This window comes from Rathayibacter sp. AY1C4 (assembly GCF_002932195.1).
Lineage (GTDB): Bacteria > Actinomycetota > Actinomycetes > Actinomycetales > Microbacteriaceae > Rathayibacter.
Genome location: NZ_PSWE01000008.1, coordinates 1 through 24712 on the forward strand (window position 1 = coordinate 1; position 24712 = coordinate 24712).

Genomic DNA, 24712 nt, shown 5'->3' on the forward strand with positions numbered 1-24712 from the left:
CCGCGCACGACCGGCTCGACGCGACCCTCCTCCGCACCGCCCTCATCTGGACGACGACCGCTCTGCTGGCCGTCCTGGTCGCGGCGGCGCTCCTGTTCCACGCGTCCGGCGGACGCTGGTTCATCGTGCAGACGCCCTCCATGGGTACGGCCGCCCCCGTCGGCACCCTCGTCCTCACCGAGCCGACGGCCCTCGAGGACGTCCGGGTCGGCGACGCGGTCAGCTTCCACCCCACCACCACGCCCGACGAGACCTACACCCACCGGGTCGTCGAGATCGCGGACGACGGCACGCTCCGCACCCAGGGCGACATCAACGGTGCCGTCGATCCGTGGGCCACCGGCCAGGACCAGCTCATCGGAGTCGTCACCACGGCGCTGCCGGTGCTCGGCTGGCTCGTGCGCGGCCTGCCGCTGCTGATCATCGGCGCCGTCCTCGTGCAGCTGCTCACCCGCTTCATCGCCTCGCCCACCCAGCGGGCGTCGATGCGGATCCTCGGCCTCTCGCTCGTCGCGTCCGTCACCGTCTTCGTGCTCCGCCCGCTGGTCGGCATCGTCGTCCTCGAGGCCACCGTGGACAGCGGCACGACGAACGCCACGCTCGTCTCGACAGGCGTCCTCCCCATCCGCGTGAGCGCCGAGGGTGCCGACCCCGTGGACCTGGTCTCCGGACAGGTCGGCCGCCTGCAGATCCCGGCGCACGACGGAGACGCCTACGCCCTCTCCTCCGCTCTGCACCTGCCGTTCTGGGGCTGGGTCCTCTTCGTCCTGCTCTGCGCGATCCCGGTGCTCTACACGGTCTTCGTCGGTCTCCCCGGCGAGCCGGAGCGGACCGCCGAGCGCGGCCGCCGCGCCGCCCGCGAGGAGGAGACGGCATGAGCCGGCACCGCCTCTCCGCCGCCTCGCCGGCCGCGCGGCTGCGTACCCTCCTCGCCCGCCCGAGGTCTGTCGTCGCCGCCCTCGCCGCCGCCGCCCTGGCCGCCGTGCTGCTCACCGCCCCTGCCACCTCCGGCGCGTACACCGCCTCGATCCTGAACTCGACCAACACGGTCGGCAGCGCCGCCGCGTTCTTCACCTGCGACGGCGCCCTCGCCGCCGACCGCGGGGCCGCGCTCTTCGCCTACACGCTCGCGCAGCCGAGCGGATCGACGACCGCGCCCGACACGGACTCCGGCCAGTACCCGGGCACCTACCGCTCCACCAGCCTCTTCCCGACCGCGATGGTCAGCTCCGCAGCGACGCCCAAGGCCTGCCCGCGCGACGCGGGCGGCTCGTGGACGCCGAACGGCACCAACCAGTACCTGAGCACGCCGCTGGAGATCAGGAACCCCGGCACCTTCAGCACCGAGATCTGGTTCAAGACCACGAACGCCGGCGGCAAGCTCTTCAGCTTCAGCGCGGGCGCCACCGCTCCCGGCGGCCAGTACGACCGCCACACCTACATCGGTGCCGACGGCAAGCTCGTCTTCGGCGTCTACAACGGCGCCGCGCAGACCATCACGAGCACCCGAGCCGTCAACGACGGGCTCTGGCACCACGTCGTCTCCACGCTCTCGCCGACGGCGGGCATCGCGCTCTGGGTCGACGGCGTGAAGGTCGCCTCGAACAGCACGTACCGCACGGCCGAGAACACGACGGGCACCTGGAAGATCGGATACGACAGCCTGGGCGGCCAGTGGCCGAACGTCGGCTCCTCGTACTTCGGCGGGAGCCTGCGCTACGCCGCGGTGTACTCGACGGTCCTCACGCCGGAGCAGATCCAGACGCACTACGCGGCAGGACGCTGAGCGAACGGCCCGGTCGGCGGCGCCTCCGCAGCCCTAGGGTGAGCGGATGAGCACCCCCGCCCTCTCGCGCCGCGCCCTCTTCCACCAGCGGTTCCTCGTGGAGGAGCGCGTGATGGCCCCGGAGGCGCGCCGCGGCCTCGACCGGGCCGGCTTCGGCCTCATCGGCGTCGGCGTCGTCCTCTTCGCGGCCTTCACCGCGCAGGTCGCGAGCGGCACCGGCCTCACCGTCCTCGATCCGGTCGTCGCCGAGTGGTTCCGCGAGAAGCGCTCCGCCGAGGGCACGGTCGTGATGGACGCGCTCGCCACCGTCTTCGGGCCGGTCTACCTGCCGGTCATCATCCTGGCGGTGCTCGTGCTCTGGTTCGTCCTCGCCCGGCACCTCTGGCGGCCGATCCTCCTGGCCGGCGGCATGCTCGTCGGGATGCTCAGCGTGCAGCTGGCCGCTCACCTCGTGATGCGGATGCGCCCGCCGGTCGAGTACATGCTGCTCGGGCCCGACGGCACGTTCTCGTTCCCCTCCGGCCACGTCACCGGCGTGAGCGACTTCTTCCTGATCACCACGTTCCTCCTCGCCTCCCGCCGCTCCTCCCGGAGCTGGATGATCGGGGGCTTCGCGCTCTCGCTCGGGATGATCGCCGGCCAGATCGTCGCCCGGCTCTACCTCGGCTACCACTGGCTGACCGACACGCTCGCCTCGGTGTCGCTCGCCCTGATCGTGCTCGGCTCGGTGATCGTGATCGACACCCGCCGGACCGCGGTCGTGCGGGGCCACGCGGACTGACCGGCGCGGCGCCTCCCTCTGCGGCGAGGAGCCGACCGCGGGAGCAGGCCCTGTCGTCAGCCCCGGTCGGCCGGATCCTCCTCGGTGACGATCGGCAGCGGCTCCGTCACGCCGATCGTGCTGACGATCGGGACGATCCCGGTGCGGGTGAACGGCTCCTCCGCGGGAGCCGCCGGCTCGTCGGGCAGCGGCGCGGGGTCGACCGCGGCCGGCGCCGACGGGTCGGACGCCGGGAGGCCGGGTCCGCTGCCCGGCGCCGTGGCGTCCTGCCCTGCGTCCGTCTGCCCCGCTTCTGCGCCGTCGGGGTAGAGGACGTCGGCGGCGAGGGCCTGCTCGATCCCGCGGTCCCGGCGGGTCCGGGCGCGGACCGGCGCCACCGCCCGCACGATCGGGGTGCGCAGGCGACGGTAGGCGATCCGGCCGAGCGTGACTCCGCCGGCGAGGCCCAGCGCGATCATGCCCGCCTGGAGCAGGAGCTCGATCCCGGCGCTCGGGCCGGCGTTCGAGGTGAGACCGAGGACGCCGCGGTAGAGGGTGAGGCCGGGCAGGAGGGGGACGATCGCGCACGCGGTCGTCACCACGGCGGGCACCCGCATCCGCTCGGCCAGCATCTCGCCGAGCAGGCCGATCGCCAGCGCCGGGAGGGCGTTGGCCATGAGCGGCGCGAAGCCCGAGGTGGTCAAGGAGTCGGAGACGAGGAACGCGCCGGCTCCGGTGAGGGCGGCGATGAGCGCGGGCCGCGGCGGGGTGTGCGACGAGAGCGCCCAGGCGCCGGCCGCGACCCCGGCACCGAGCACCTGCACAGCGGCAGGCCAGGGGCGGGCGTAGGAGTCGACCAGCACCAGCTCGACCCCGAGCGAGCGCGCGCCGTCGAGCACCACGGCGATCCCGACGACGATGCCCAGCGTCAGCAGCCCGACCTCGAGCAGTCGGCCGCCCGCGGTGATCGGGAACCCGTTGATCGCGTCGTCCGCCGCTCCCACGAACGAGAGCCCGGCGAGGAGCACGACCACCCCCGACGCGACGACGAGCGCGGGCGGCAGCACCGCCAGCTCGACGGGCAGACGCGGCACGACCGCGAGCAGCACCACCGCCACTCCGGTCGCCAGCGCGGCGCCCGCGATCTGCTGGAAGAAGGCGGGCAGGCCCCAGCGGGCGAGCAGCTGGTTGACCAGGTCGATCGCGGCGGCCGTCGCGGCGGCGAGGAGCACGACGAGGGGTCCGCCCCCGAGCAGGAGCGCGACGCCCGCGGCCATCAGCGCGAGCGTGAGGGTGACGACTCCGCGGCGGTAGCGGTGCGGCTGGACGAGGATCGCGTCGAGCCGGTCGTGCGCGGCCTCGAACTGGTGCCGGGCCTCCTCGCGGGCCTCGGCGGAATCGACGGCGTCGGCGACCCGCACCTCCGGCGAGCCCTCGGTGATGGCGGTGACGAGCGCCGTCACGCGAGCGAGCCGCTCGTAGTCGGCGCTGCGGGAGGGGACGACGCGCAGCACGCTCACGCTGGGGGAGTCGTCGCCTCCGTCGTGCACGACAAGGATCGACGTGAAGGTGAGGTCGACCTGGCACTCGATGCCGTACGCGCGGCACACCCGCTGGATCGTCTCGGTCACCTCGGCGGCCGCGGACCCCAGCGAGAGCAGCGTCTCGCCCAGCCGCACGGCCAGCTCGAGCACCCCGCGGACCGTCTGCTCGGCGAGGAGCGCCCGCTGCGCTCGACGGCTCACCGGGGCCGCGGGCCGCTGCCCACCGAGCTTGCCGACGACCTGCTGCAGAAGACGAGGAGAGCGCACCGTCCAGGGTAGGCACGCGGGGGCCGGTCCGGGGACGGGTTGCGCCGGCGGCTTCTGCGCGGATGCCCGGGCAGCAGCCCTCAGAAGCAGGCGAGCACCCGGGTCGTCAGCCAGAGGGCGGCCTCGAGCTCGGTGTGCAGCTCCCGGCCGAGGGCGAGCCAGCGCTCCTCCGCCTCGGCGCTCCTCCAGCCCTCGAACACGTCGCATCCGGCGGCCCAGAGCTCCTGCCAGCGGAGCAGCGGTCCGTGCAGGGCCTCCGGGACGCCGATCGCACCCGGGTCGTCGACCGGGCCGTCGACCGCCCAGAGCGGATACTCCGCGCCGTGGTCCGGGTACAGGCGGAGGTCGGCGAGCCGCCCCTCCCGATCGGCCCGCGCGCGGGCGAGGGTGTCCTCCTCCGTCGCGAACGGCGGGACGATCCACTCGATCTGCGTGACGGGATCGACGACTCGGCGTTCCACGGCTCCTCCTCCGCTCCTCGATGCGCGCACGACGGTAGCAGGGCCGTTCCGCGCCGCATCGGAGGGGGCCTGCCTACACTGGCGAGCGACTGCGTCCGCGAACGGGCGGGCGGGGCGAGGGGTGGGAGCGCATGAGGGTTCACGAGCGCGCGGTGCGGCACGGGCGGCTCCGGCGGCGGTCCGGGGTGCGGACAGTGGTGGTCGGGATCGCGGCGGTGGTCGGCGTCCTCGCTGTCAGCGCCACCTCGCTCGTGGCGATCGCGACGGTGAGCATCAGCCGGAACGTCGCCGACAACGCGGTCGATCTGGGCGTCGCTCCTCCCACCGCCGGGAACGTGCAGATGGGCGCGGTCGAGGGCGGCTTCGACGTCCTGGTGGTCGGCACCGACAACGACGCCACGCAGGGCGACTCCTTCGGCGTCCGCGACGACACGCTCAACGACGTCAACATCCTGCTCCACGTCTCGGCCGACCACCGCAGCGCGACGGTGATCAGCTTCCCGCGCGACCTGATCCTGGACCGTCCCGCGTGCACCGACCCCGAGACGGGCGTCGTCACCGAGGCGGCCGCCGGCGTCCCGCTCAACTCCGCGTTCCAGTACGGCGGGCTCGCCTGCGTCAACGACACCCTGCAGCAGTTCACCGGCCTGACGGTGCCCTACGCCGGCTGGGTGTCCTTCAACGGCGTCATCGAGATGAGCAACGCCGTCGGCGGGGTCCCGATCTGCCTCACCGGTCCGATCCTCGACACCGACTCGGGCCTGGACCTGCCCGCCGGCACCTCCACCGTCTCCGGGTCGATGGCCCTCTCGTTCCTCCGCAGCCGCCACGGCGTCGGCGACCAGAGCGACCTCAGCCGCATCTCGTCGCAGCAGCAGTACCTGGCCTCCCTGATGCGCACCGTCCGCTCGGCCGACACCCTCTCGAACATCCCCGCCCTCTACGGACTCGCGCAGGCGACCTCGTCGAACGTGCACCTGTCGACGTCGCTCACGAGCCCGGCGACGATGATCTCGCTCGCCCTCGCGCTGAAGGACGTCGACCTCTCGAAGATGGTGTTCGTGCAGTACCCGGCGCTCGACGACCCGGACTACCCGGGCAAGGTCGTGCCGAACGCCGAGGTCGGCGCCGAGCTCATGAGCCGCGTCCTCAACGACCAGCCGGTGACCCTCGCGTCCGACGCTCCGGCGGAGGAGGCGCCCGCGGCGGAGACGCCCGCGGAGGGCGGCGCGGCTCCGACGGATCCCGCTCCCGTCGCCGTCGACGCTCCGGGTCAGACCGCGGCGGAGGAGACCTGCGCGGTGCCGTCCGACTGACCCGACAGGTCTCGCGACGACGAAGGCGCCCGGGCGGTGTGCCCGGGCGCCTTCGTCGTGCGCGGTGCGCGGCCGTCTACGCGCGGCGGCGGCGGAGCACCGTCAGGGCGAGACCGCCGAGGATGCCGAAGGCGGCCAGGGCGAGCGGCGCGGTCGTCGAGACGCCGGTCGAGGCGAGGACGGGGCGGTGGCCGCCCGTCTGCGCCGCGGGTCCGGAGCCGGCCGGGTGCACTGCGGGCCCGGCGCCGGCAGGGTGCGCCGTGACGGCGGCGACCGCGGCGGAGCAGTCGGCCTCTCCGGCGATCGGGTCCTCCTCCGTCAGCGTGTAGTCGTAGGAGGTGCTCGCCACGAGACCGCTCGACGTGCCGCGGGCGATGACGCAGTAGATCTCGCTCGCCGGGTCCTGCAGAGGGTACTCGCCGAGGGAGATCAGGCTCCAGCCGAGCCCGTCGACGCCGACCTCGAGGCTCGAGCCGCCGCCCGTGAGCGTCTGGCGCGCACCCGAGGTCGAGAAGACGCCGATCGAGACGGTCTCGTCCGCGCCGAAGCCGAGGAGAGCGCCACCGCTGGTGGGCTGTCCGTCCGCCGGGGCGGGCTCGGGCGGAGCCCCCTGGGGCCAGATCCGGATCGCGGTGCGCGAGGGGACCTGCTCCAGCGACGACGTCACGGAGCGTCCGCTGGTCTCTCCCGTGGCGGTGACGGAGAAGGTGCCCAGCTGGTCCGCCATGGTGTCGGCGTCGAGCAGGACGAAGGCCTCGCCCGAGAGCGGGGTCGGCGCGGGGGGCACGAGGGCGGAGGTGCTGCCGTCGGGCGCGGTGAGCGTGACGGACACGTCCTCGCCGCGGTCGAATCCGCGGAACGAGGCGACGACGCCGTAGATCCGGAACTCTCCGACCTGGATGTCCGCACCGGCCGGGAGCACCCCGCCGTCCTCCCGGTTCTGGAAGACGACGCTCGTGTCGGGCTGCGTCACGGTCAGCTCGACGGCATCGGAGGCGACACGGGCGCCCGAGGCGTCGAGTCCCTCCGCGACGACGGAGATCGTCTCGCCGGGGAGCGGGAGGTGGGGGTCCACCGCGACGCCGTCCGCGTCGGTGGGGAGCCAGTCCTGGAGGCGGAGCTCGCCGGAGGCGGTGATCACGCTGGTGGTGACGGCCTCCTCCGAGGCGCCGTCGCGGAGCACGACGACGGCGACGGTGCCGGGCTGGAAACCGGTCCCGGACACGTCCAGGCCGCCGGCCCAGCCCTCCGCCGAGGGGATCGCGGAGAACGCCGAGCCCGCTTCGTAGGTGGTGCGGTCGAGGGCGATCGCCAGGGGCGACTGCGCGCTCTCGACGGGCGCGGTGGTCGGAGCCGGAGTGGGCGCCGGAGTCGAGGCCGGCTGCGGCGTCGCCGTGGGCTCCGGAGTCGCGGTCGGCTCCGCGGTGGGAGCCGGCTCGGCCGGTGCGGGGCTCGAGGCGGCGTCAGGGACGACCTCGGTGGCCAGGGCGACGGACGGGAACGCGAGCGCCCCCAGCAGTGCCGCAGTGGTGATGATGGTGACGCCGTGGCGTCGTCGCGCAGAACGCACGATTCCTGCTTTCTCCGAGCCGCTGATCGCGGTCGGCTTCCCCATGAGCGGGGGACGATCGCCCCCTGTGGCCGAGTGTGTCCTATGCGGAACCTCAGCCGGTGCCGGATCCTGCAACGATCCGATCACGCCGCGCGGCGCGAGGTGACGGTTCGGTCACGGCCGGGCGCGGCGATTCTGACGGGCCGGTGGTCGTCGCTCTCCGGAGGCTCCTCAGACCGGCGGCACGACCAGCAGCACCACGCCGATCGCGGCGCTCATCGCGGCGACCACGCACCAGCGCTCCGCTCGGGTTCCCGCGGGTCCGCGCGTCCGCGCCACGGCGCCGAGACCGATCGCGAGCACGGCGATGCCGACCTGCAGCGCCACGGTGGTGCGGATCAGCGTCCAGGCGTCGAAGGCGCTCGCTCCAGCCGATCCCGTGGCGAGCAGCGGCACTCCGCCGACGCCCGCCGGCACCAGCAGCAGGCCGGATCCGATCGCGAGCGCCGCGACCAGGTGGGCGAGCACGTCGTCCAGCGCGGTCCGTGGGGGCGCGCCGACCGGCCCGAGAGCGGCGGCGCCAGGCCTCATCGCGACAGTGCGGAGATGCATGGGGCGAGCGTAGGTCCGTACCGCACCGGAGCGGACCCCCTGCGGAGGCCCCTGTCCGGTGGGCATTCCGAAGGAGGATCGGCGCTGAGCGAGTAGTCGAGGGCCCCGCCCTCCGGTCGCTCGTCGACGCCGTCCGGGCGGCTCGCTTCACGCCCGTCAGTCGCTGCTCCCGGTCCAGGTCCCTTCGATCACCTGGATCAGGTCGTGCCGCTCATCGCGGCCCAGATCCGGTTCGAACTCGACGACGAGCCGGTCCGACCGGTAGACATCCCTCGTGTTGTACACCGTCGCCTGGCGCGCGAGATCGAGGGAGTGGTAGCGGTGGATCGACGCCCCGGGCCCGTCGACGCCCTCCACGCACCCACGACGATCTCCGCAGGCCTCCCTGCTCGGAGCGGCAGCGCGCTCGAGTCCGTCCAGCTCCGCGCGGGTGATGTCCCGGATCGTGATCCTCGATCTCGAGTCGTCGAGGAGGAGCCCCGCTCCGAAGACGGCGGCTCCGCCGACGACGGCCCCGACGACGAGACCCGCAGCCCCGAAGACGACGGCGGTCCGGCCGACCGTTCCCGTGGCTCTGCTCGTCGCTGTCATGGAGGTCCTCTCTTCGGCCGGCTGCTCGGGCGGACGGCGGAGTGCCATCGCATCCGGAGAACCTCCCAGCGCTCATCGGCGGAGTCAAGAGCGCACACCTCGATGGCAGGAGATGTGGCGCGATCGTCGACGCAGAGGGTGCAGCAGCAGGCTCCGCATCCGCCCGGCGCCTCCGCCTCAGGCGCCGTCTCCGGCAGGATCAGGGGATGCGCCTGCAGACCCTCACCACCGGATCCGGACCGCGACACGTCGGGCTGGTGCACGGGCTCGGTGCGTCGGCGGCGACCTGGGGGCCGTTCGTCGAGCGGCTCGGCGCGACCGGCCGTCACACCGTCACCGCCGTCGATCTGCGCGGGCACGGCGAGAGCCCGCGGGCCGAGTCGTACCGGATCGACGACATGGCCGCCGATCTGGTCGAGACGCTGCCGGCAGGGCTCCACAGCGTGGTCGGCCACTCGCTCGGCGGCGCGGTGCTGCAGCGCGCCGTCGCCGCACTCGCGCCCGGCCGGGCCGTCTACCTCGATCCCGGGTTTGCCCTGTCACTCCCGACGAGCGGCCTGGCCGGACGGCTGTTCTGGGCGGCGCCGCTCCTGTCGCTCGGCATCGCCCAGCTCGGACAGGCGCGGGCGAGCGCCGCGGTCCGCGCCGCCTACAGCCCCGAGACCCGCGCGCTCCTCGACGACGCGAAGAAGCGGTTCGACTCTCGGATGGCCGTCGGCGTGTTCCGGGACGTCGCCTTCCACCCGGTCCCGGTCGAGGCGCCGGCGGTCCCGTCGACGATCGTGCTCTCCGACCAGTCGCCGGCGGTGCTGCCTGACGCCCTGGCCGCGCGGCTCGAGCAGCGGGGCTGGCAGGTGCGCCGGATCCCGGGCGTGCACCACGACATGCAGCTCGAGGACCCGGACAGGACGTTCGCCGCGATCGCCGACGTACTCTAGCCGGGCGCCCCTCCGCGGGTCGGGCGCCGATGAGCGGGAACTACCGGCACATCCGCCCCGACGACCGCGGCCACGGGCGGCTCCGGACGGACGGACGCTCGAGCCGTCTGCGAGAGTGCTGGCATGTCCCCGCAGTCGTTGTCCGAAGCCGATCGTCGCCTCGTCGCCGCGTGGGCCGCCGACTGCGCGGAGAGGGTGCTCCCCCTCTTCGAGGCCGAGGCCCCCGACGACGTCCGGGCACGGGGCGGCATCGCCCGCGCCCGAGCCTTCTCGCGGGGCGAGTCGGACGCGGCGGGGGAGATCCGGCTCCGCTTCGTCGCGGGTCGTGCGGCGCAGTCGGCGATCTCTCCGGCGGCGAAGGCTGCGGCGCGGTCGGCGGGACAGGCGTCCGGCGTCGCCCACATGGGAGCTCACGCGCTCGGCGCCGCCGCCTACGCAGTGAAGGCGGTCGGGCTGGCCTCGACGCGGGAGGGCGGCGAGGCCGAGATTCGGTGGCAGCTGGGGCACATGAGCGGGCAGGTGCGGGCGGCGCTGCGGACCCTGCCGCTCCTCGGTGAGGACCCGTCCGGCCCGCTCGGTCCGGGACTCCTGACCTCGGGTGTGCTCGGATCGAGCATCCGCGCGGTGCAGGCGGCGCTCGGCGCAGCAGCCGCGGACTGATCGCCGACGCAGGCGGCGCAGCAGAGGGATCGGGCGACGGCGCGCAGGTCGTCCCCCCTCAGCGTCTTCACCCGCGTTCGCCCACCGCGGATCCGGACGCGCTGCCGTCCCAGGCGGAGAGCATGCTGAGCCGATCCACACTGTCGCTGTCCGCGTCCGGGCAGGAGACCACCAGGACGCCCCCGCCCACCGGCAGCTTCTCGCACGGGCGTCGGTTCGCGCTCGTGCACATCCCCTCGACCAACCACTGCACCCTCGTGATCGCCGCCGAGCCGGACGGCGCGCGCTGGTCAGCGAGTCCACGCAAGCCAGCGCTTCGGCTCGGTCCACACCCAGCCGCACCGCGGATCTTCGGATGAGCCGTGTGCTCATCTCGCGTCTCTCGCCGATCGGCCGCCTGCCGTCGACCTCGAATCGCCGCTCCGACGGCTTCATCCACCCCGATGATCGGTCGCGTTGCCATTTCGCGGAGGAGGGGACGACGTGCTTCGCCGCACGATCAGTTCGGTTGAGACCGTCGTTCGAGCATCCACGGCCTCGCGGCCCTCGATGACCGCGACGAGTGTCCGAACGCTCACACGGCCGACCTCCATCAATTTCTGGCGGACCGTCGTCAGAGGGGGCCAGAAGGCCTCGGCCTCCTCGATGTCATCGAACCCCACGACGCTGACCCGGCCGGGCACGGGGATGTCCGCCTCGTGGTAGGCGAGGAGGACTCCTAGCGCCATCTGGTCGTTGGCGGCGAACACTGCGGTGACGTCATCCCGCTCTCTCAGCGTGACTCCGGCGCGGTACCCCGATCCGGTCGACCAGTCGCCGGCGAGGGTGGCCGGCGGTTCGATGCCGCGCTCACGCAGCGCCTCCCGCCAGGCGGCCTCCCGTCGCAGAGCCGCGAAGCTGTCGCTCGGTCCGCTGACGTGCCAGACCGTGTCGTGCCCGAGGTCGAGTAGATGCTGGGTGGCGAGCAGTGCGCCGTGCCTCTGGTCGGAGTCGACCACGGGATGGCTGGTCTCCCGGCTGGCGTCCAGGGAGACGACGGGAACGCCTGGCGGGAGGTGCACGTCCGGGTTGTCTCGGTAGTGGAACTGCTCGAGCACGATGATGATGCCGTCCAGGGCCTGGTCGGCGAGCACCGAGAAGGCGTTGCTCGTCTCGTCCCGGCTGGAGACGTCCACGGTGATGAGCGTGAGGGAGTACCCGGCCCGGTTGGCCTCTGCGGAGATCGCCTCGAGGGTTCGGCGGTTGCCGAACGAGGAGAGGGTCGAGAGCACCACGCCGATGTTCCGGTACCGGCCCGATCGGAGCGCGCGGGCCGCGCGATTGGGCCGGTAGCCGAGCTCGGTCATGCTCAGGAGGACCTTCTCCCGGGTGAAGGAGTCGACCTCGGGCGCCCCGTTCGCGACGCGCGAGACCGTCTGCTTCGACACCCCCGCCCGCTCGGCGACGTCGCTCTGAGACGGTCCCTTGTGCCTCGTCGCACCGGGACGGTGCGCCTCAGACATCCTGGTCGTCCGCGCGCACCGGGGCCGCGGGAGGAGGCGTCGCACGGGGATCCTTCTCGTTGCTCATGGCTCCATGCTAGAGTCCGGACCCAGATGGTCACGTGACCAAAAATCTCAACGACTGAGGAGCGACGATGGTGTCTCTGACGACAGCCCGACCGGTGAGCGCCCGCCGCGCCCGCCGCGACTGGCGGGGCTGGGGGTTCATCGGCCCGTTCATGCTCGTGTTCCTGGCGGTCCTGGTCGCGCCGGTGATCTACGCGATCTACCTCAGCCTGTTCCGCCAGCAGCTGGTCGGCGGCAACGCGTTCGTGGGAGTGGAGAACTACGTCCTCCTCCTGCAGGACCCGCGCTTCTGGGAGTCGCTGGGCCGCGTCACGCTGTTCCTCGTCGTGCAGGTCCCGGTGATGCTGGTGCTCTCCCTCGTCGCCGCTCTCGCCATCGACAGCGCCCACCTCGTCGGCCGAGGCGCGTTCCGGATCCTGCTGTTCCTGCCCTACGCGGTTCCCGGCGTCGTGGCAGCACTGATCTGGGGCTTCCTCTACGGCAACCAGTTCGGCCTCACGGGCAGCGTCAACGATCTGCTCGGCGCGGAGATCCTGCAGCCGTTCAGCTCGGAGTGGGTGCTGGGCTCGATCGGCAACATCGTCACCTGGGAGTTCCTGGGCTACAACATGCTCATCTTCTACGCGGCACTGAAGGTCATCCCCGCCGACATCTACGAGGCGGCGGACCTCGACGGAGCGGGCGGCCTGCGAGTGGTGTGGAGCATCAAGCTGCCGGCCATCCGCAGCGCGGTCGTGATCGCCACCATCTTCTCGATCATCGGCAGCTTCCAGCTCTTCAACGAACCGAACCTCCTGAAAGTGCTGGCCCCCAACGTGATCTCCACCTACTTCACCCCGAACATGTACGCCTACAACCTCTCCTTCGCAGGCCAGCAGTACAACTACTCGGCCACGGTGGCGATCGTCATGGGGCTCCTGACCGCCGTTATCGCCTACATCGTGCAGCTGCGCGGACAGCGCTCCGAGGTGCGCTGAGATGACCGTCTCCTACGCACGCACCAGCCCCCGCGCTCGACGCCCGCGCCGCTCGATCCTGCTCGCCGTCATGATGGTCGTCTTCGTCGTGTACTCAGTGGTCCCGCTGGTCTGGCTCCTCATCAACGCGACCAAGAGCCAGAGCGATCTGCTCTCCACCTTCGGCCTCGGCTTCGGCGGCGAGTTCGCGCTCTTCCAGAACATCTACGAGACACTCACCTACCGCGACGGCGTGTTCCTGCAGTGGTTCGCCAACACCCTGCTCTACGTCGTCGTCGGAGCGGGCGGAGCGACACTCCTCGCCACGGTCGCCGGCTACGGACTCGCCAAGTTCGACTTCCCCGGGAAGCGGGGCGTCTTCGCCCTGATCCTCGGGGCGGTGGCGGTGCCCGGGACCGCCCTGGCCGTGCCGACCTTCCTGATGTTCAGCCAGGTGGGACTGACGAACACGCCCTGGGCGGTCATCCTGCCCTCGCTCGTGAGCCCCTTCGCGCTCTACCTCATCTGGAGCTTCGCCACCGAGGCCGTCCCGACCGAGCTGCTCGAGGCGGCACGCATGGACGGGTCGAGCGAGTTCCGCACTTTCTTCACCATCTCGCTGCGACTGCTCTCCCCGGGCATCGTCACGGTCGTCCTCCTCACCGTCGTCGCCACCTGGAACAACTACTTCCTGCCGCTCATCATGCTCAGCGAGCCGACCTGGTATCCGCTCACGGTCGGCCTCAGCCAGTGGAGCGCGCAGGCGACCGGCGTCGGAGCCCAGCCGATCTACAACCTCGTGATCACCGGCTCGCTGCTCACGATCGTCCCGATCGTCATCGCGTTCCTGTTCCTGCAGCGCTACTGGCAGTCGGGTCTGACCGCCGGAAGCGTCAAGCAGTGAACCTCCGCACCTCCTTCCTCCCCTCCCTTCCCGTACAACGAAGTCACTCGAAAGGAACTCCCATGACTCACTCCACCAGCAGGCGGCGTCTCGGCCGCTTCGGCACCCTGGCGGGCGCCGCGCTCACCCTCGGCCTGGTGCTCTCCGGCTGCTCCGCCGCCGGCGGCGCGACGAACTCGGACGCCGATGCGGCCGACCTGGACGCGGCCCTCGAAGAGGGCGGCGCCCTGACCTACTGGACATGGACTCCGTCCGCCGAGGCGCAGGTCGCCGCGTTCGAGAAGGCCTACCCGAACGTCGATGTGAACGTCGTGAACGTCGGCACCGGCACGACCGAGTACACGCAGCTGCAGAACGCGATCACCGCCGGCTCCGGCGCGCCCGACGTCGCCCAGGTCGAGTACTTCGCCATCCCGCAGTTCGCGCTGGCCGACTCCTTCGTCGACCTGACTCCGTACGGCCTCGCCGACCTCGAGGATCTGTACAGTACCGGTCCCTGGAGCTCGGTCAGCATCGGCGGCGGCCTGTACGGCCTGCCGCAGGACTCCGGCCCCATGGCCATGTTCTACAACCAGGCCGTCTTCGACCAGTACGGCATCGAGGTCCCCACTACCTGGGACGAGTACTACGCCGCCGCACAGAAGCTGCACACAGCGAACCCCGACGCCTACATCGCCGGCGACACCAGCGACCCCGGCTTCGCGACGAGCATGATCTGGCAGGCCGGCGGCCGCCCGTTCGAGGTCGCGGACGACGGCACGACGATCTCCGTCGACCTCGAGGACGAGGGCTCTCAGGCCTTCGCCGCGAACTGGTCCCGCCTGACCGAGGGCGAGCTCTTGCCGGACATCCCGAGCTGGAGCGACGAGTGGTACCGCGCACTCGGCGACGGCACCATCGCCACGCTCCTCAGCGGGGCCTGGATGCCCGGCGTGCTGGAGTCCTCCGTGCCCGAGGCCGCGGGCGACTGGCGCGCCGCAGCCCTGCCCACCGTCGACGGCGGCAGCACGGGCGGCAACTCGGAGAACGGCGGCGGCGGACAGGTCGTGCTCGAGCAGAGCGAGAACAAGGCTCTGGCCGCTGCGTTCGTGCGGTGGCTGAACTCGGACGACGAGAGCATAGACATCTTCCTCCAGTCCGGCGGCTTCCCCGCGACCGTCGCCGACCTCGAGTCGGACGAGTTCCTGGCGCAGACCCCCGAGTACTTCGGCGGGCAGGCGATCAACGAGATCCTCGTCGAAGCGTCCCGCACCGTCAGCACGGGCTGGCAGTACCTGCCCTTCCAGGTCTACGCCAACAGCGTCTTCCCGGACACCGTCGGTCAGTCCTTCGTCAACCACGAGGACATCGGCAGCGGACTGATGGACTGGCAGGACCAGCTCGTCGAGTACGGCGACCAGCAGGGCTTCTCCGTCAACAAGTGATACGGAGTCGCTGAGCGATACGAGAGCGCGGCGCGGGGCCTCCCCGCGCCGCGCTCTCATGTGCGGTCGAGGGCGCGATCGACTGTCCCGCGACAGCCGCCGCGCTCCGCGGGACCGGAGAGGATCGGCGCGGAGCGATCAGGGCCGGTACAGGACGGCCGCTGTGCCGCGGACTCCCGGCCGCACCTGGAACAGCGCTCCGGCGAGAGGGTGCGCGGCGGCATCGGCGGGAGAGTAGTCCTCGCGGGACGTCGTGATGAACAGGGTGTCCAGATCGGGTCCGCCGAAGGTCACGCTGGAGACCTGCGGGGCGTCGACGTGGACGACACCGATCAGCTCGCCGGAGGGGTCGTAGCGATGCACTGCCGAAGCACCCCACATCGCTACCCACAGCGCCCCCTCGTCGTCGATCGTCATGCCGTCCGGGCTCCCTGGCCGCGACGACAGATCGAGCGATCCGTCACGACGGAGGGCGGACCCCTCCGTGAGATACCGGTCGATGCGGTGGGTCGGGGTGTCGATGTAATGCATCGTGCCGCCGTCTGGGGACCAGGCCAGACCGTTGGAGATCGTGACCTCGGGGACCGCCTCCGTGACGACGCCCTGGTCGAGGGCGTAGAGGGAGCCGGCGCCCGAGCGCTTGTCCATCGCCATCGTGCCGAACCAGAACCGGCCGGCCGGATCGACCTTCCCGTCGTTCATGCGCCGGTGCACGCCGTCGCGCGGAAGGACGTCGACGACGGGGGAGACGGTGCCCTCTGGGGAGAGGGACCACAGGCCGTCCGCAGCCGCGACGAGCCAGCCGCCGCGCACGTCTCCGACGACGGCGCCCACGGGACCGTCGAAGGCGATCGGGGGGCGGAGCAGGAAGCTCGTACCCTCCGGGGTCGCGGAGCGGACGAGTCCCGCGTACTGGTCGACCCATATCAGCGTGTCGCCGCGCGGGTCCCAGAGCGGGCCCTCGGCGTGATGCGACACGGGCGGGATGCACACCGCGGCCTCCCAGTAGGCGGGGACGGCGGAGCTCATGCGCCGCCTCCCGGCGTCGCCGCGACCGCGTCGTCCGGGTGCTCCACGGGCTCCTCCAGGCGGCCCCGGGTCTGATCGACGAGCGCACGGGTGAGGCCGACCGCTGCTCCGGCGTCGCGTGCGGTGAGCGCGTCGGCGAGCCGGACGTGGATGGCCAGGGCCCGCTCGCCCTCCTCGTCGAACACCGGCACGCTGCCGGAGTAGCGCAGCCGGAGGGCGGCGAGGACGGTGTCGGAGAGCTGCGCGAGGACGGAGCTCGAGGCCGCGACGACGATCGCCGAGTGGAAGTCGAGGTCGGCCCGCGTGAACGCGGCGACGCGCCGGTCGCGGTAGGTCGCGGTCATCTCCTCGGCGGCCCGGACGATCGCGGTCAGCTGCTCCTCCGTGCCTTGGACCGCGGCGAGCTCCGCCGCCGCCGGCTCGATGATGGTGCGCAGCTGCATGAGCTCGCGGAGCTGGATCTGCGCGTCGTCCGTGTGCGACCGCCAGGCGATGACCCGCGGATCCAGGAGCTGCCAGTGCTCGCGGCCGAGGACGGTGATCCCCACCCGCTGGCGGGCGACTATCATCCCGAGCGTCTCGAGGATGCGCAGAGCCTCTCGGATCACCGACCGCGAGACGCCGTGCTCGCGGGTGAGCGTCTCGATGTTCAGCACCGTGCCCGTCGGCGGATCTCCACCGACGATGGCGGTGCCGATGGTGTCGACGAGGGAGCGTTGATGAGTCATGAGACGGGTGGGACCACTCCCTCGTAGGCGCGCTGCGGGAGCTGCGTGGCGAGCTTTCCGCCGCTCACGTCGATGAGCGTGCCCGTGATGTAGTCGGCGGCGTCGCTCGCGAGGAACACGAGCAGATCGGCGATGCTGTCGGCGGTGCCCCAGCGGCGGAGGGTCAGCGTGTCGAGCAGCCGGTCCTGAGCCGCCTGGGGCATCGTCTCGAAACCGTTCATGGCGCTCGGGATCATACCGGGAGCGTAGGCGTTGACCGTGACGCCCCACGGCCCCAGCTCGCCGGCGAGCACCCGGCTGAACTGCACGACGGCCGCCTTCGATGCGCCGTAGGCGGCCGCGCCCACCGAGGGGACGATCGCCGCGAACGAGGCCGCGTTGAGGATGCGTCCATGACCGGAGGCCTTCACATGCGGAAGCACCGCCTGCGACATCAGGAACACGCCGCCGACGTTCACGTCGAAGCAGCGGCGCCAGGCGGCCAGATCGAGATCCTCCACCCGGCCCTCGACGTTGATGCCCGCGTTGTTGACCAGGACATCGATACCGCCGAACTCTTCGGCGACGCGAGCGACGCCGCTCGCCACGGAGTCGGGCTCGGTCACGTCGCCCTCGATCTGGAGGACGCCCTCGGGCGCGCCCTCCGGGAAGGCGACGTCGAACGCCGCCACCTTCGCACCCTCGAGGGCGAACCGCTCAGCGAGCGCCCGCCCGATGCCCCGGCCGCCACCCGTCACCAGGACGACCCGATCCGTGAGATCCATCAGCATGTCCTACCCCCGTCGTTCTGAAAAGTCTGCTTATTATAGATCTCATGGACGCGGAGATGCGAGTCGCCTGGGTGACAGGAGCCGGAAGCGGAGTGGGGCGCGCCTGCGCGACGGCCCTGGGGGAGCGGGGGTGGACCGTCGCCCTCTCGGGGCGCAGGGCGCCCGAGCTGTCCGAGACGGCGGGACTCGTCCGCGCCGCAGGCGGCACCGCCCTCGAGCTGCCGTTCGACGTCGCCGCGGACGACGCCCGTGAGCGCGTCGAGGCGATCGCCGCCGCGACCGGCACCGACCGCCTGGACGCCGTCATTCTCTCCGCCGGTGCCAACACCCCGCGGCGGGCGTGGGCGGACCAGTCGATGGCGGAGTTCGCGAGCGTCGTGCAGACCAACCTCCTCGGCGTCGTCCGCAGTGCCGACGCCGCACTTCCGGGACTGCGCGCCGCATCCGGCGTGATCGTCGTGGTCTCCTCGATCGCGGGCTGGCGCCCCTCGCCCGGCGCCGGAGTCGCCTACAGCGCCGGGAAGACGGCGCTCGCGCCGGTCGTCCGCACCCTCAACGACCAGGAGGCGGACTCGGGCGTCCGCGCGACACTCCTCTGCCCCGGGGACATCGACAGCGACTTCCTGCGCCAGCGGCCCGAGGTCCCCGGCGCGGCGGCCCGATCGGTGATGCTCGCGCCCGCCGATATCGCCCGCTCGGCGATGTTCGTGGTCGACGCACCCCGCCACGTGCGGATCGACGAGCTCGTCATCTCCCCGCTCTCCCAGCGCTCCGCCTGATCGCGCTCGACCCGACCCGACCCCACACGACACGCGGTCGCCGTCTTCACGGCGCCCGGACACCGACGAGAGGCTCCCATGAACCACCGATGGCTCCGCACCGGCGAGGAGCGCACCCCGCGCATCTCCTTCGGCGCCGACTACAACCCGGATCAGTGGCCGCGCGAGGTCTGGGCCGAGGACGTCCGGCTGATGCAGGAGGCCGGGGTCGACGTCGTCTCCGTCGCCATCTTCTCCTGGGCGAAGATCCAGCCCGCCCCCGACCAGTGGGACTTCGCCTGGCTCGACGAGGTCCTCGACCTGCTGCACGCCGGAGGCATCGGAGTCGATCTGGCGACGGCGACCGCCTCCCCGCCGCCCTGGCTCACGCTGGCCCACCCGGAGATCCTCCCCGTCACCGCCGACGGCAGGATCCTCTCGCCCGGGGGCCGGCAGCACTGGCGTCCCACCTCGGCGGTCTTCCGAGCGCACGCCCTCGAGCTCGTCGAGCGCATCGCCGAGCGCTACCGGGACCACCCCGCGATCGTCGCCTGGCATGTCAGCAACGAGCTCGGCTGCCACAACGCCTGGGACCACTCCGAGGACGCCACGCGGGCGTTCCGCACCTGGCTCGAGCACCGCTACACCGGCATCGACGGCCTCAACGCGGCGTGGGGGACAGCGTTCTGGTCGCAGCGCTACAGCTCGTTCGAGGAGGTGCTCACTCCGCGTCTGGTGGCGGCCCTGCCGAACCCGACCCAGCGCCTGGACTTCCTCCGTTTCTCCTCCGACGCCCTGAAGGAGTACCTCGTCGCCGAGCGCGAGGTGCTGCGGCGGATCACCCCCGACATCCCGGTCACGACCAACTTCATGATCATGGAGGGCAAGAACCACGCCGCCTACGACGACTGGGCGCGGGAGGTCGACTTCGTCTCCAACGACCACTACCGCTTCGCCGGGGAGCAGTCCTTCGACGAGCTGGCCTTCTCAGCGGCGCTGACCTCAGGCGTCGCGCAGGGATCGCCCTGGTTCCTGATGGAGCACTCGACCAGCGCGGTGAACTGGCAGCCGGTCAACCAGCCCAAGCAGCCGGGGGAGATGGCGCGCGACGCCCTCACCCACGTCGCCTACGGCGCCGACGCCGTCTGCTACTTCCAGTGGCGGCAGTCCGTCGCCGGAGCGGAGAAGTTCCACTCCGCGATGCTGCCCCACGCCGGCGAGGACAGCCAGCTGTTCCGCGACGTCGTCCAGCTGGGGGAGCGGCTGCGCCGGCTGGACGATGTGGCGGGGAGCCGGCGCGAGGCGGCCCCGGTCGCCGTCCTGTTCGACTGGGACTCCTGGTGGGCGAGCGAGCTGGAATCGCACCCCAGCACGCTGCTGCGCTACCGACGCGAGGCGCTGGACTGGTGGCGCGCGCTCGCAGACGCGGGCGTCCGCGCGGACGTGATCACCCCGGGCACCGACCTGACCCCGTACGACGTCGTCGTCGCTCCGATGCTCTACCTCGTCTCCGGGCGGACAGGTCGCGAGCTGACCGGCTACGTCGAGGGCGGCGGGAACCTGATCACCACGTACTTCTCGGGGATCGCCGACGAGAACGACCACGTCGTCGCCAGCGGCTACCCGGGTGCTCTGCGCGACCTCCTCGGCATCCGAGTGGAGGAGTTCCACCCGCTCCTCGAGGAGGAGCACGTCCTGCTGGAGGGTGACTTGCGCGGATCCCTGTGGACCGAGGGGATCCAGCTTCGCAGTCCTGAGACGCGGGTGGTCCGCCGCTACGCGACAGGACCGCACGCGGGCGAGCCGGCGGTGACGCGGCGCGCGGCCGGAGCGGGCAGCGCCTCCTACGTCTCGACCCGTCTCCGAGGGGGTGACCTCCTCGATGTCGTCGCCGAACTTCTCGAGGCCGCCGGAGTGGCCTCCGAGCTCCCGTCGGAGATGGTCGGCGCCGTCTTCCACTCGCGGCGGACGATCGACGGCAGCGGGTTCGATTTCTACATCAACCGCACCGACCGCCGAGTCGCGCTTCCCTCTGATGAGCCGGACCTTTTCGAGCAGCGGGCTGTTCCTCCGAGGGGAGTCGCAGTGGTTCGTCGGATCGGCAGCCCACTCCGCTGACAGCGAGCCGGGCGGCGCTGCTGCTCGAAGCGCTGATCCGCTCGATCGTGCAGCGCGCGGGGGCCGTGCCGCATCGCGACCGGTCGCCGGGAGTCGGCGCGTCCTGATCGGAGGCGAGCTCACCGGTCCGGTCGTGCCGACACCCCCCCCGACGCGAGGAAGGGCCGCCCCGAGGGACGGCCCTTCCCGCGACTCCGTCGGCCCGCGCTCCTCCAGAGGAGCCGGGCCGACGAGTGCTCAGTGCTGGCGGATCTTGTCGATCAGCTTCTCGCCGAGGTCCTTGACCTTGTCGGTGATGGGGGTGCTCGACTTCGGGCGCTCGGTGACGGTGAACGGCAGGGTGATCGCCTTGCCGGTCTGGTCGCCGGTCACCGTGACGCTGTAGTCGCCGGGCGTGGCGGGCGCCTTCGCCGTGACGGTGAGGCCGCCGCCGGCGAGGTCGCGGGTCGCGGTGCGGTCCGTGAAGAGGGGCGCGGAGCCGATCAGCTGCGTGTCTCCGTTGAAGCCCTTCGCGGTGAGAGTGACGTCGGCTCCGGGGGCGAACGACGAGCCGGAGAGCTCGGCGGTGGCTCCGAAGCTCATCGAGCGGATGTCGCGGTCCACTCCGAGCGCGTTCGTGATGGTGAAGAACGTGTCGGTCTGGTCGGTGAGCCCGGCGACGTTCGCCGCGCCCGGCCCGTAGGCGGCGATGCGCAGCTGCGTTCCGGTGTGCTGCTGCGATCCGCCCTCGGCGGCCGTGCCGTACGACACCTTCATGGTGCTGCCGTCGGCGGTCTTCAGCGCGGTGCTGAGCGAGGTCGGCGGGGTCGAGTCGACGATCTGGCTGGAGTGGGCGTGGTCGGCGGTGACGATGACGAGGGTGTTCCCGTCCGCCTCGGCGAACGCGAGCGCGGCCTGGACGGCCTCGTCGAGGTCGACGGTCTCGCCGATCTGGCCGCACGCGTTCGCGGCGTGGTCCTGCTTGTCGATGCTCGCGCCCTCGACCTGGAGGAAGAAGCCCTTGTCGCCCGTGTCGAGGAGGTCGATCGCCTTCTCGGTCATGGAGCGGAGCGTCGGCTGCTCGGCCGGACGGTCGGGGTTCGCGGCGCAGGTCTGCGGGGCGGCGTCCGCTCCGCCGACCGTCGCCGGGGTGGGCGCGTAGCGGACGGGCAGGTTGCCGGAGTTGAACAGTCCGAGCACGGGCGCGTCCTGGTCGGCGACGGTCAGCGCGTCGAGCTGCGCGGCGGTGGCGGGAGTCGTGGCGTCCCCGAGCACCTGGAAGCCGCGCTCCGCGGCCTGCTGGAACAGCGGCTCGCCGCTCCAGTCGCCGGCGCGGGCGACCTGCGCGAAGCTGGCCGAGCCTCCGCCGAGGGTCAGGTCGGCGCGGGTGTCGAGGATCTGCTCGCTGATCGAGCCGAGTCCGCCGTTCTCCAGCGCGTCGTCGCCGCAGCTCGCGCTGTCGGGTCCGTAGCAGCTGCGGGCGTCGACGTGGGCGGCCTGCACGGCCGGGGTGGCGTCCTGGATCTCGGCGGTGGTGACGTTGCCGGTCTTCAGGCCGTTCGCCTTCGCGATCTCGAGGAGGGTGTCCTTGCGCTGCTGGTCGATGTCGACCGAGATGGCGTTGTCGTAGGTCTTGGTGCCGGTGGCCCAGGCGCTGCCGGTGGCGGCGGAGTCGGGCACGTAGTCCGGGGCGCCCTTGACGGCGCCCGCCGCCGGGTCGTCCGCGCGGTAGAGCGAGTAGGTCGTGTACTGGCCGGTGATCGGCAGGGCGTCGATCCCGGGGAAGCGGCCGGCCGCTCCGTACTGGTAGTTGCGAGCGACGGTGATCTCCGAATCGCCCATGCCGTCCCCGATGAGGAGGATGACGTTCTTCGCGTCCTGCTCCTTCACCGCCGCGCGCAGCGAGTCGGAGAGGTCGGCGTCGACCGGGGAGATGCGGGCGGCTCCGCCGGTGGCGGAGAGGTCGGCGGCACCGACAGCAGTGGCGGCGCCGGGTGCGGCCAGGGCGGCGGCGCAGACCAGAGCAGCGGCCGAGAGGGCCAGAGCGGAGCGTCCGCGGTTCGCGGAGCGGAACAGTCGTGTCACGTCGTGGACTCCTTGAGAGGTGAGACCCCGGAAAGGGGCACGCTCATCTCACTCCTCATCGCCGCATCGGTGGGTGAACGGTGATGCATAGCTGAGTGAACTTTCCGACGAGGGCTCTCGGCCCCGGCGGCCCGCCGGAGCGTCCTGCCGACCGGCGTCCTGCCGACCGGCGCTCACCGGGAGCGTCGGTCGGCAGGGGCGCGGTCGCCGGAGCCTTTCGGGTCAGCGCTGGACGAGCGGGACGGCGATGTCCGTGACGTCCGCGCCGATGGCGCCGAGCGGAGTCGCCGTGCCGTTCAGCAGTCCGATCTCGTAGAGCGACCCGTTGACGGCGGCGAGGCCGACCGAGCCGATGGAGCTGCCGTTGCGGAGGACGGAGTAGATGTCGAAGCCGGTCGCACCCGCTGCGTCGAGGCCGAGCTTCCCGGTCGGCGCCAGGGTGCCGACGTTGGCCGGGGACTGGATGGCGATCTGGTCGAGGGCCGTGTCGAGGACGAACAGGGTGGTCGCGCTGTTCGCGTCGAGGTCGTTGTTCGTGTACGCGGCCCCGGCGACACCGGTGGCCACGGCGGGCGCGGCGTAGCTGAGCGTGCCGTCGGCGACCGTCGCGGCGCCCGCGGTGGCGAACGGCTGACGGAGGTTCTGGCCCGTGTCGCTGACCACGCGCAGCGCGTTGGCGGCGGGGTTGAAGTCGACGCCGAAGGAGGTGCCGCTCAGCGCCACGGTGAGACGGGTCACCTGAGTGGCCACGCCGGTGGACGGGTTGATGGAGTAGACGCCGGCGCTCGCCGCGTTGTCGCCGACGCCGTAGAGGGCGCCGTCCTGGACCCGGTAGTCGATGCCGATGAGCGCGGTGTCGCCGCCGGTGAGGCCGGTGACGGCGACGCCGTTCGTGACCTTGCCGGGCTTCGTCGGGTTGAACTGCACGAGCTTCGTGCCGCCGTCGGAGAGTCCGACGACCCGCAGCTTCGCCGCCACGGAGCGGACCGCGTTGATCAGGTTCCTGTCCGACGCGCTGCTGGAGTCGCTGGTCGCCGCGGCGGGAGCGACGCTGCTCGCACCGGCGAGCACGGGTGCCACCGCCATCACGCCCGCGACGGCGACAGCTGCGATACCGACTCTGATGTTCCTGGTCATCGTGCACTCCTCGAGACTTGCGGTCGCCGGAGATCGGCGGCTCGGAGGGGGATACCGTCCGGAGCGCGCGAGCGTTCATCCGATCCGGAGATCCGTGCCCCGTCACTCCAGAGAGCCGTCGGCGAACCGGCGGAGCGCGGCCGCGTAGCGGTCCGGGTCCCGGTGGTCGCTGTCGGTCAGGAGCAGCACCGAGCCGGAGACGGCGCGCGTGTACTCGCCGCGGCAGGGGAGGGTGACCACCGTCGTCAGTCCGGCCTCCCAGGCGGGGACGAGGGAGCCGAGGCAGCGCCGCTCGGGGGCGGCGTCCAGAGGGATGTCCCGTGCGTCCATCCGGGCGGACCGCAGCTCGTCGTGCCAGGCGCGGAAAGGCGCTCCGAGGGAGTCGTCGCCGAAGCGCTCCCGCCAGCCGGGGCCGCGCGCGAGGTCGAGGAGGCGTGCGCGCTCGGGGGATCCGTCGGCGGTGCTGGAGAGCTGCCGGAGGAGCGGGCCGGTCTCGACCGCCAGATGCTCGACGCAGTCGTGCCACAGCTGAGGCCAGGCGCGCTGCTCGTCGGCGCCGGGCTCCGCCGACCCGACCCGTTCCGGGGACCGCTCGAGCGGCGGCGGCCCGTCGCCCGCCGGGGTGAGGCCCCGCGCCTCGCGGATCCAGAGGAGCTCGAGCAGCGCTGAGGGGTTGTCCTCGACCGTGATGACCATCTCCGACGGCCAGGGGTCGCCGGGAAGGGGACGGGATGCGCGCATGGGAGGGGCTCCTTCCGAGGGGATGAGG

Annotated in this window: 23 protein-coding genes; 11 read left to right on the plus strand and 12 right to left on the minus strand. The window is 72.1% G+C overall.

What is annotated here, in order from left to right:
- The 3 genes from C5C99_RS17050 to C5C99_RS05545 form a co-directional block, all read left to right on the plus strand.
- Window positions 1–878: S26 family signal peptidase (locus C5C99_RS17050; protein ID WP_104339746.1), on the plus strand; the 878-nt coding region annotated here is incomplete at its 5' end.
- Entirely contained in the window at window positions 875–1786 is a 912-nt protein-coding gene (locus tag C5C99_RS05540) for a LamG domain-containing protein (protein ID WP_104247132.1), read from the plus strand. The genes C5C99_RS17050 and C5C99_RS05540, both read left to right, overlap by 4 nt.
- Window positions 1787–1832: 46 nt before the next feature.
- A complete protein-coding gene (locus C5C99_RS05545) occupies window positions 1833–2567 on the plus strand; it encodes a phosphatase PAP2 family protein (protein ID WP_104339747.1) in 735 nt (244 codons plus the stop codon).
- Window positions 2568–2623: 56 nt separating this feature from the next.
- On the opposite strand, the gene C5C99_RS05550 is transcribed toward C5C99_RS05545, so the two are convergent.
- Together C5C99_RS05550 and C5C99_RS17055 are read right to left on the minus strand one after the other, a co-directional pair.
- Entirely contained in the window at window positions 2624–4357 is a 1734-nt protein-coding gene (locus C5C99_RS05550) for a threonine/serine exporter ThrE family protein (RefSeq protein ID WP_181074550.1), read from the minus strand.
- Window positions 4358–4437: 80 nt separating this feature from the next.
- On the minus strand, window positions 4438–4818 hold the full coding sequence (locus C5C99_RS17055; protein ID WP_181027137.1) for a hypothetical protein: 381 nt from the start codon (window positions 4816–4818) through the stop codon (window positions 4438–4440).
- A 131-nt stretch (window positions 4819–4949) separates the two neighbouring features.
- On the opposite strand from C5C99_RS17055, the gene C5C99_RS05555 reads away from it, so the two are divergent.
- Complete coding sequence (locus tag C5C99_RS05555) at window positions 4950–6134, plus strand: LCP family protein (RefSeq protein WP_146078973.1); 1185 nt, start codon at window positions 4950–4952, stop codon at window positions 6132–6134.
- Between the two features lie 76 nt (window positions 6135–6210).
- Here C5C99_RS05555 and C5C99_RS05560 read toward each other — a convergent pair whose 3' ends face one another.
- The 3 genes from C5C99_RS05560 to C5C99_RS05570 form a co-directional block, all read right to left on the minus strand.
- Window positions 6211–7704 carry an LPXTG cell wall anchor domain-containing protein gene (locus tag C5C99_RS05560; RefSeq protein WP_146085470.1) on the minus strand — a complete coding sequence of 498 codons (1494 nt, stop codon included), beginning with the start codon at window positions 7702–7704 and terminating at the stop codon, window positions 6211–6213.
- A 213-nt stretch (window positions 7705–7917) separates the two neighbouring features.
- Window positions 7918–8298: a hypothetical protein gene (locus C5C99_RS05565; RefSeq protein ID WP_146085471.1), complete on the minus strand. Its 381-nt coding sequence runs from the start codon at window positions 8296–8298 to the stop codon at window positions 7918–7920.
- A gap of 156 nt (window positions 8299–8454) precedes the next feature.
- Entirely contained in the window at window positions 8455–8889 is a 435-nt protein-coding gene (locus C5C99_RS05570; RefSeq protein ID WP_104339751.1) for a hypothetical protein, read from the minus strand.
- Window positions 8890–9095: 206 nt separating this feature from the next.
- Here C5C99_RS05570 and C5C99_RS05575 point away from each other — a divergent pair, with 206 nt between their 5' ends.
- Both C5C99_RS05575 and C5C99_RS05580 read left to right on the plus strand, forming a co-directional pair.
- Window positions 9096–9827 (plus strand): alpha/beta fold hydrolase, encoded by a 732-nt coding sequence (locus C5C99_RS05575; protein WP_104339752.1) that lies wholly within the window; start codon window positions 9096–9098, stop codon window positions 9825–9827.
- A 123-nt stretch (window positions 9828–9950) separates the two neighbouring features.
- Entirely contained in the window at window positions 9951–10487 is a 537-nt protein-coding gene (locus C5C99_RS05580) for a putative immunity protein (RefSeq protein ID WP_104247124.1), read from the plus strand.
- Between the two features lie 431 nt (window positions 10488–10918).
- On the opposite strand, the gene C5C99_RS05590 is transcribed toward C5C99_RS05580, so the two are convergent.
- On the minus strand, window positions 10919–11989 hold the full coding sequence (locus C5C99_RS05590) for a LacI family DNA-binding transcriptional regulator (protein WP_104223311.1): 1071 nt from the start codon (window positions 11987–11989) through the stop codon (window positions 10919–10921).
- 134 nt (window positions 11990–12123) lie between these two features.
- Between C5C99_RS05590 and C5C99_RS05595 the strand changes: the two genes are divergently transcribed.
- The 3 genes from C5C99_RS05595 to C5C99_RS05605 all read left to right on the plus strand — a co-directional run bounded on the left by C5C99_RS05595 (window position 12124) and on the right by C5C99_RS05605 (window position 15339).
- Window positions 12124–13032, plus strand: coding sequence for a carbohydrate ABC transporter permease (locus C5C99_RS05595; RefSeq protein WP_104339753.1), 909 nt, complete (start codon window positions 12124–12126; stop codon window positions 13030–13032).
- Between the two features lies 1 nt (window position 13033).
- Window positions 13034–13915 (plus strand): carbohydrate ABC transporter permease, encoded by an 882-nt coding sequence (locus C5C99_RS05600; RefSeq protein ID WP_104223309.1) that lies wholly within the window; start codon window positions 13034–13036, stop codon window positions 13913–13915.
- A gap of 62 nt (window positions 13916–13977) precedes the next feature.
- Window positions 13978–15339 (plus strand): ABC transporter substrate-binding protein, encoded by a 1362-nt coding sequence (locus C5C99_RS05605; RefSeq protein WP_104247122.1) that lies wholly within the window; start codon window positions 13978–13980, stop codon window positions 15337–15339.
- 138 nt (window positions 15340–15477) lie between these two features.
- Here the strand turns inward: C5C99_RS05605 and C5C99_RS05610 are convergent, their stop codons facing one another.
- Genes C5C99_RS05610 through C5C99_RS05620 form a run of 3 tightly spaced genes read right to left on the minus strand, consistent with a single transcriptional unit; the run spans window position 15478 to window position 17860 of the window.
- Window positions 15478–16368: an SMP-30/gluconolactonase/LRE family protein gene (locus C5C99_RS05610; RefSeq protein WP_104238876.1), complete on the minus strand. Its 891-nt coding sequence runs from the start codon at window positions 16366–16368 to the stop codon at window positions 15478–15480.
- Window positions 16365–17096, minus strand: a complete 732-nt coding sequence (locus C5C99_RS05615; protein WP_104223306.1) for a FadR/GntR family transcriptional regulator — start codon at window positions 17094–17096, stop codon at window positions 16365–16367. The genes C5C99_RS05610 and C5C99_RS05615 overlap by 4 nt, the downstream gene beginning before the upstream one ends.
- A complete protein-coding gene (locus tag C5C99_RS05620) occupies window positions 17093–17860 on the minus strand; it encodes an SDR family NAD(P)-dependent oxidoreductase (RefSeq protein ID WP_308470860.1) in 768 nt (255 codons plus the stop codon). Before C5C99_RS05620 ends, C5C99_RS05615 begins: the two co-directional genes overlap by 4 nt.
- 50 nt (window positions 17861–17910) lie before the next feature.
- Between C5C99_RS05620 and C5C99_RS05625 the strand changes: the two genes are divergently transcribed.
- Together C5C99_RS05625 and C5C99_RS05630 are read left to right on the plus strand one after the other, a co-directional pair.
- Window positions 17911–18645, plus strand: a complete 735-nt coding sequence (locus C5C99_RS05625) for an SDR family oxidoreductase (RefSeq protein ID WP_104223304.1) — start codon at window positions 17911–17913, stop codon at window positions 18643–18645.
- 78 nt (window positions 18646–18723) lie between these two features.
- Window positions 18724–20742: a beta-galactosidase gene (locus tag C5C99_RS05630; protein ID WP_104277810.1), complete on the plus strand. Its 2019-nt coding sequence runs from the start codon at window positions 18724–18726 to the stop codon at window positions 20740–20742.
- Between the two features lie 237 nt (window positions 20743–20979).
- Here C5C99_RS05630 and phoA read toward each other — a convergent pair whose 3' ends face one another.
- The 3 genes from phoA to C5C99_RS05645 form a co-directional block, all read right to left on the minus strand.
- Window positions 20980–22806, minus strand: coding sequence for an alkaline phosphatase (gene phoA, locus C5C99_RS05635; protein ID WP_308471806.1), 1827 nt, complete (start codon window positions 22804–22806; stop codon window positions 20980–20982).
- Window positions 22807–23028: 222 nt separating this feature from the next.
- Window positions 23029–23943 carry a DUF4394 domain-containing protein gene (locus C5C99_RS05640; protein WP_219813606.1) on the minus strand — a complete coding sequence of 305 codons (915 nt, stop codon included), beginning with the start codon at window positions 23941–23943 and terminating at the stop codon, window positions 23029–23031.
- Window positions 23944–24045: 102 nt separating this feature from the next.
- Complete coding sequence (locus tag C5C99_RS05645; protein ID WP_104339754.1) at window positions 24046–24684, minus strand: hypothetical protein; 639 nt, start codon at window positions 24682–24684, stop codon at window positions 24046–24048.
- Window positions 24685–24712 lie beyond the last annotated feature (28 nt).

Coding starts and splice junctions, on each gene's coding strand:
- C5C99_RS05545 (WP_104339747.1), top strand. CDS start 1,833: ATGAGCACCCCCGCCCTCTCGCGCCGCGCCCTCTTCCACCAGCGGTTC.
- C5C99_RS05615 (WP_104223306.1), bottom strand. CDS start 17,096: ATGACTCATCAACGCTCCCTCGTCGACACCATCGGCACCGCCATCGTC.
- C5C99_RS05620 (WP_308470860.1), bottom strand. CDS start 17,860: ATGGATCTCACGGATCGGGTCGTCCTGGTGACGGGTGGCGGCCGGGGC.
- C5C99_RS05555 (WP_146078973.1), top strand. CDS start 4,950: ATGAGGGTTCACGAGCGCGCGGTGCGGCACGGGCGGCTCCGGCGGCGG.
- C5C99_RS05570 (WP_104339751.1), bottom strand. CDS start 8,889: ATGACAGCGACGAGCAGAGCCACGGGAACGGTCGGCCGGACCGCCGTC.
- C5C99_RS05610 (WP_104238876.1), bottom strand. CDS start 16,368: ATGAGCTCCGCCGTCCCCGCCTACTGGGAGGCCGCGGTGTGCATCCCG.
- C5C99_RS05605 (WP_104247122.1), top strand. CDS start 13,978: ATGACTCACTCCACCAGCAGGCGGCGTCTCGGCCGCTTCGGCACCCTG.
- C5C99_RS05645 (WP_104339754.1), bottom strand. CDS start 24,684: ATGCGCGCATCCCGTCCCCTTCCCGGCGACCCCTGGCCGTCGGAGATG.
- C5C99_RS05565 (WP_146085471.1), bottom strand. CDS start 8,298: ATGCATCTCCGCACTGTCGCGATGAGGCCTGGCGCCGCCGCTCTCGGG.
- C5C99_RS05540 (WP_104247132.1), top strand. CDS start 875: ATGAGCCGGCACCGCCTCTCCGCCGCCTCGCCGGCCGCGCGGCTGCGT.
- C5C99_RS05575 (WP_104339752.1), top strand. CDS start 9,096: ATGCGCCTGCAGACCCTCACCACCGGATCCGGACCGCGACACGTCGGG.
- C5C99_RS05580 (WP_104247124.1), top strand. CDS start 9,951: ATGTCCCCGCAGTCGTTGTCCGAAGCCGATCGTCGCCTCGTCGCCGCG.
- C5C99_RS05625 (WP_104223304.1), top strand. CDS start 17,911: ATGGACGCGGAGATGCGAGTCGCCTGGGTGACAGGAGCCGGAAGCGGA.
- C5C99_RS05640 (WP_219813606.1), bottom strand. CDS start 23,943: ATGACCAGGAACATCAGAGTCGGTATCGCAGCTGTCGCCGTCGCGGGC.
- C5C99_RS05590 (WP_104223311.1), bottom strand. CDS start 11,989: ATGTCTGAGGCGCACCGTCCCGGTGCGACGAGGCACAAGGGACCGTCT.
- C5C99_RS05595 (WP_104339753.1), top strand. CDS start 12,124: ATGGTGTCTCTGACGACAGCCCGACCGGTGAGCGCCCGCCGCGCCCGC.
- C5C99_RS05630 (WP_104277810.1), top strand. CDS start 18,724: ATGAACCACCGATGGCTCCGCACCGGCGAGGAGCGCACCCCGCGCATC.
- C5C99_RS05600 (WP_104223309.1), top strand. CDS start 13,034: ATGACCGTCTCCTACGCACGCACCAGCCCCCGCGCTCGACGCCCGCGC.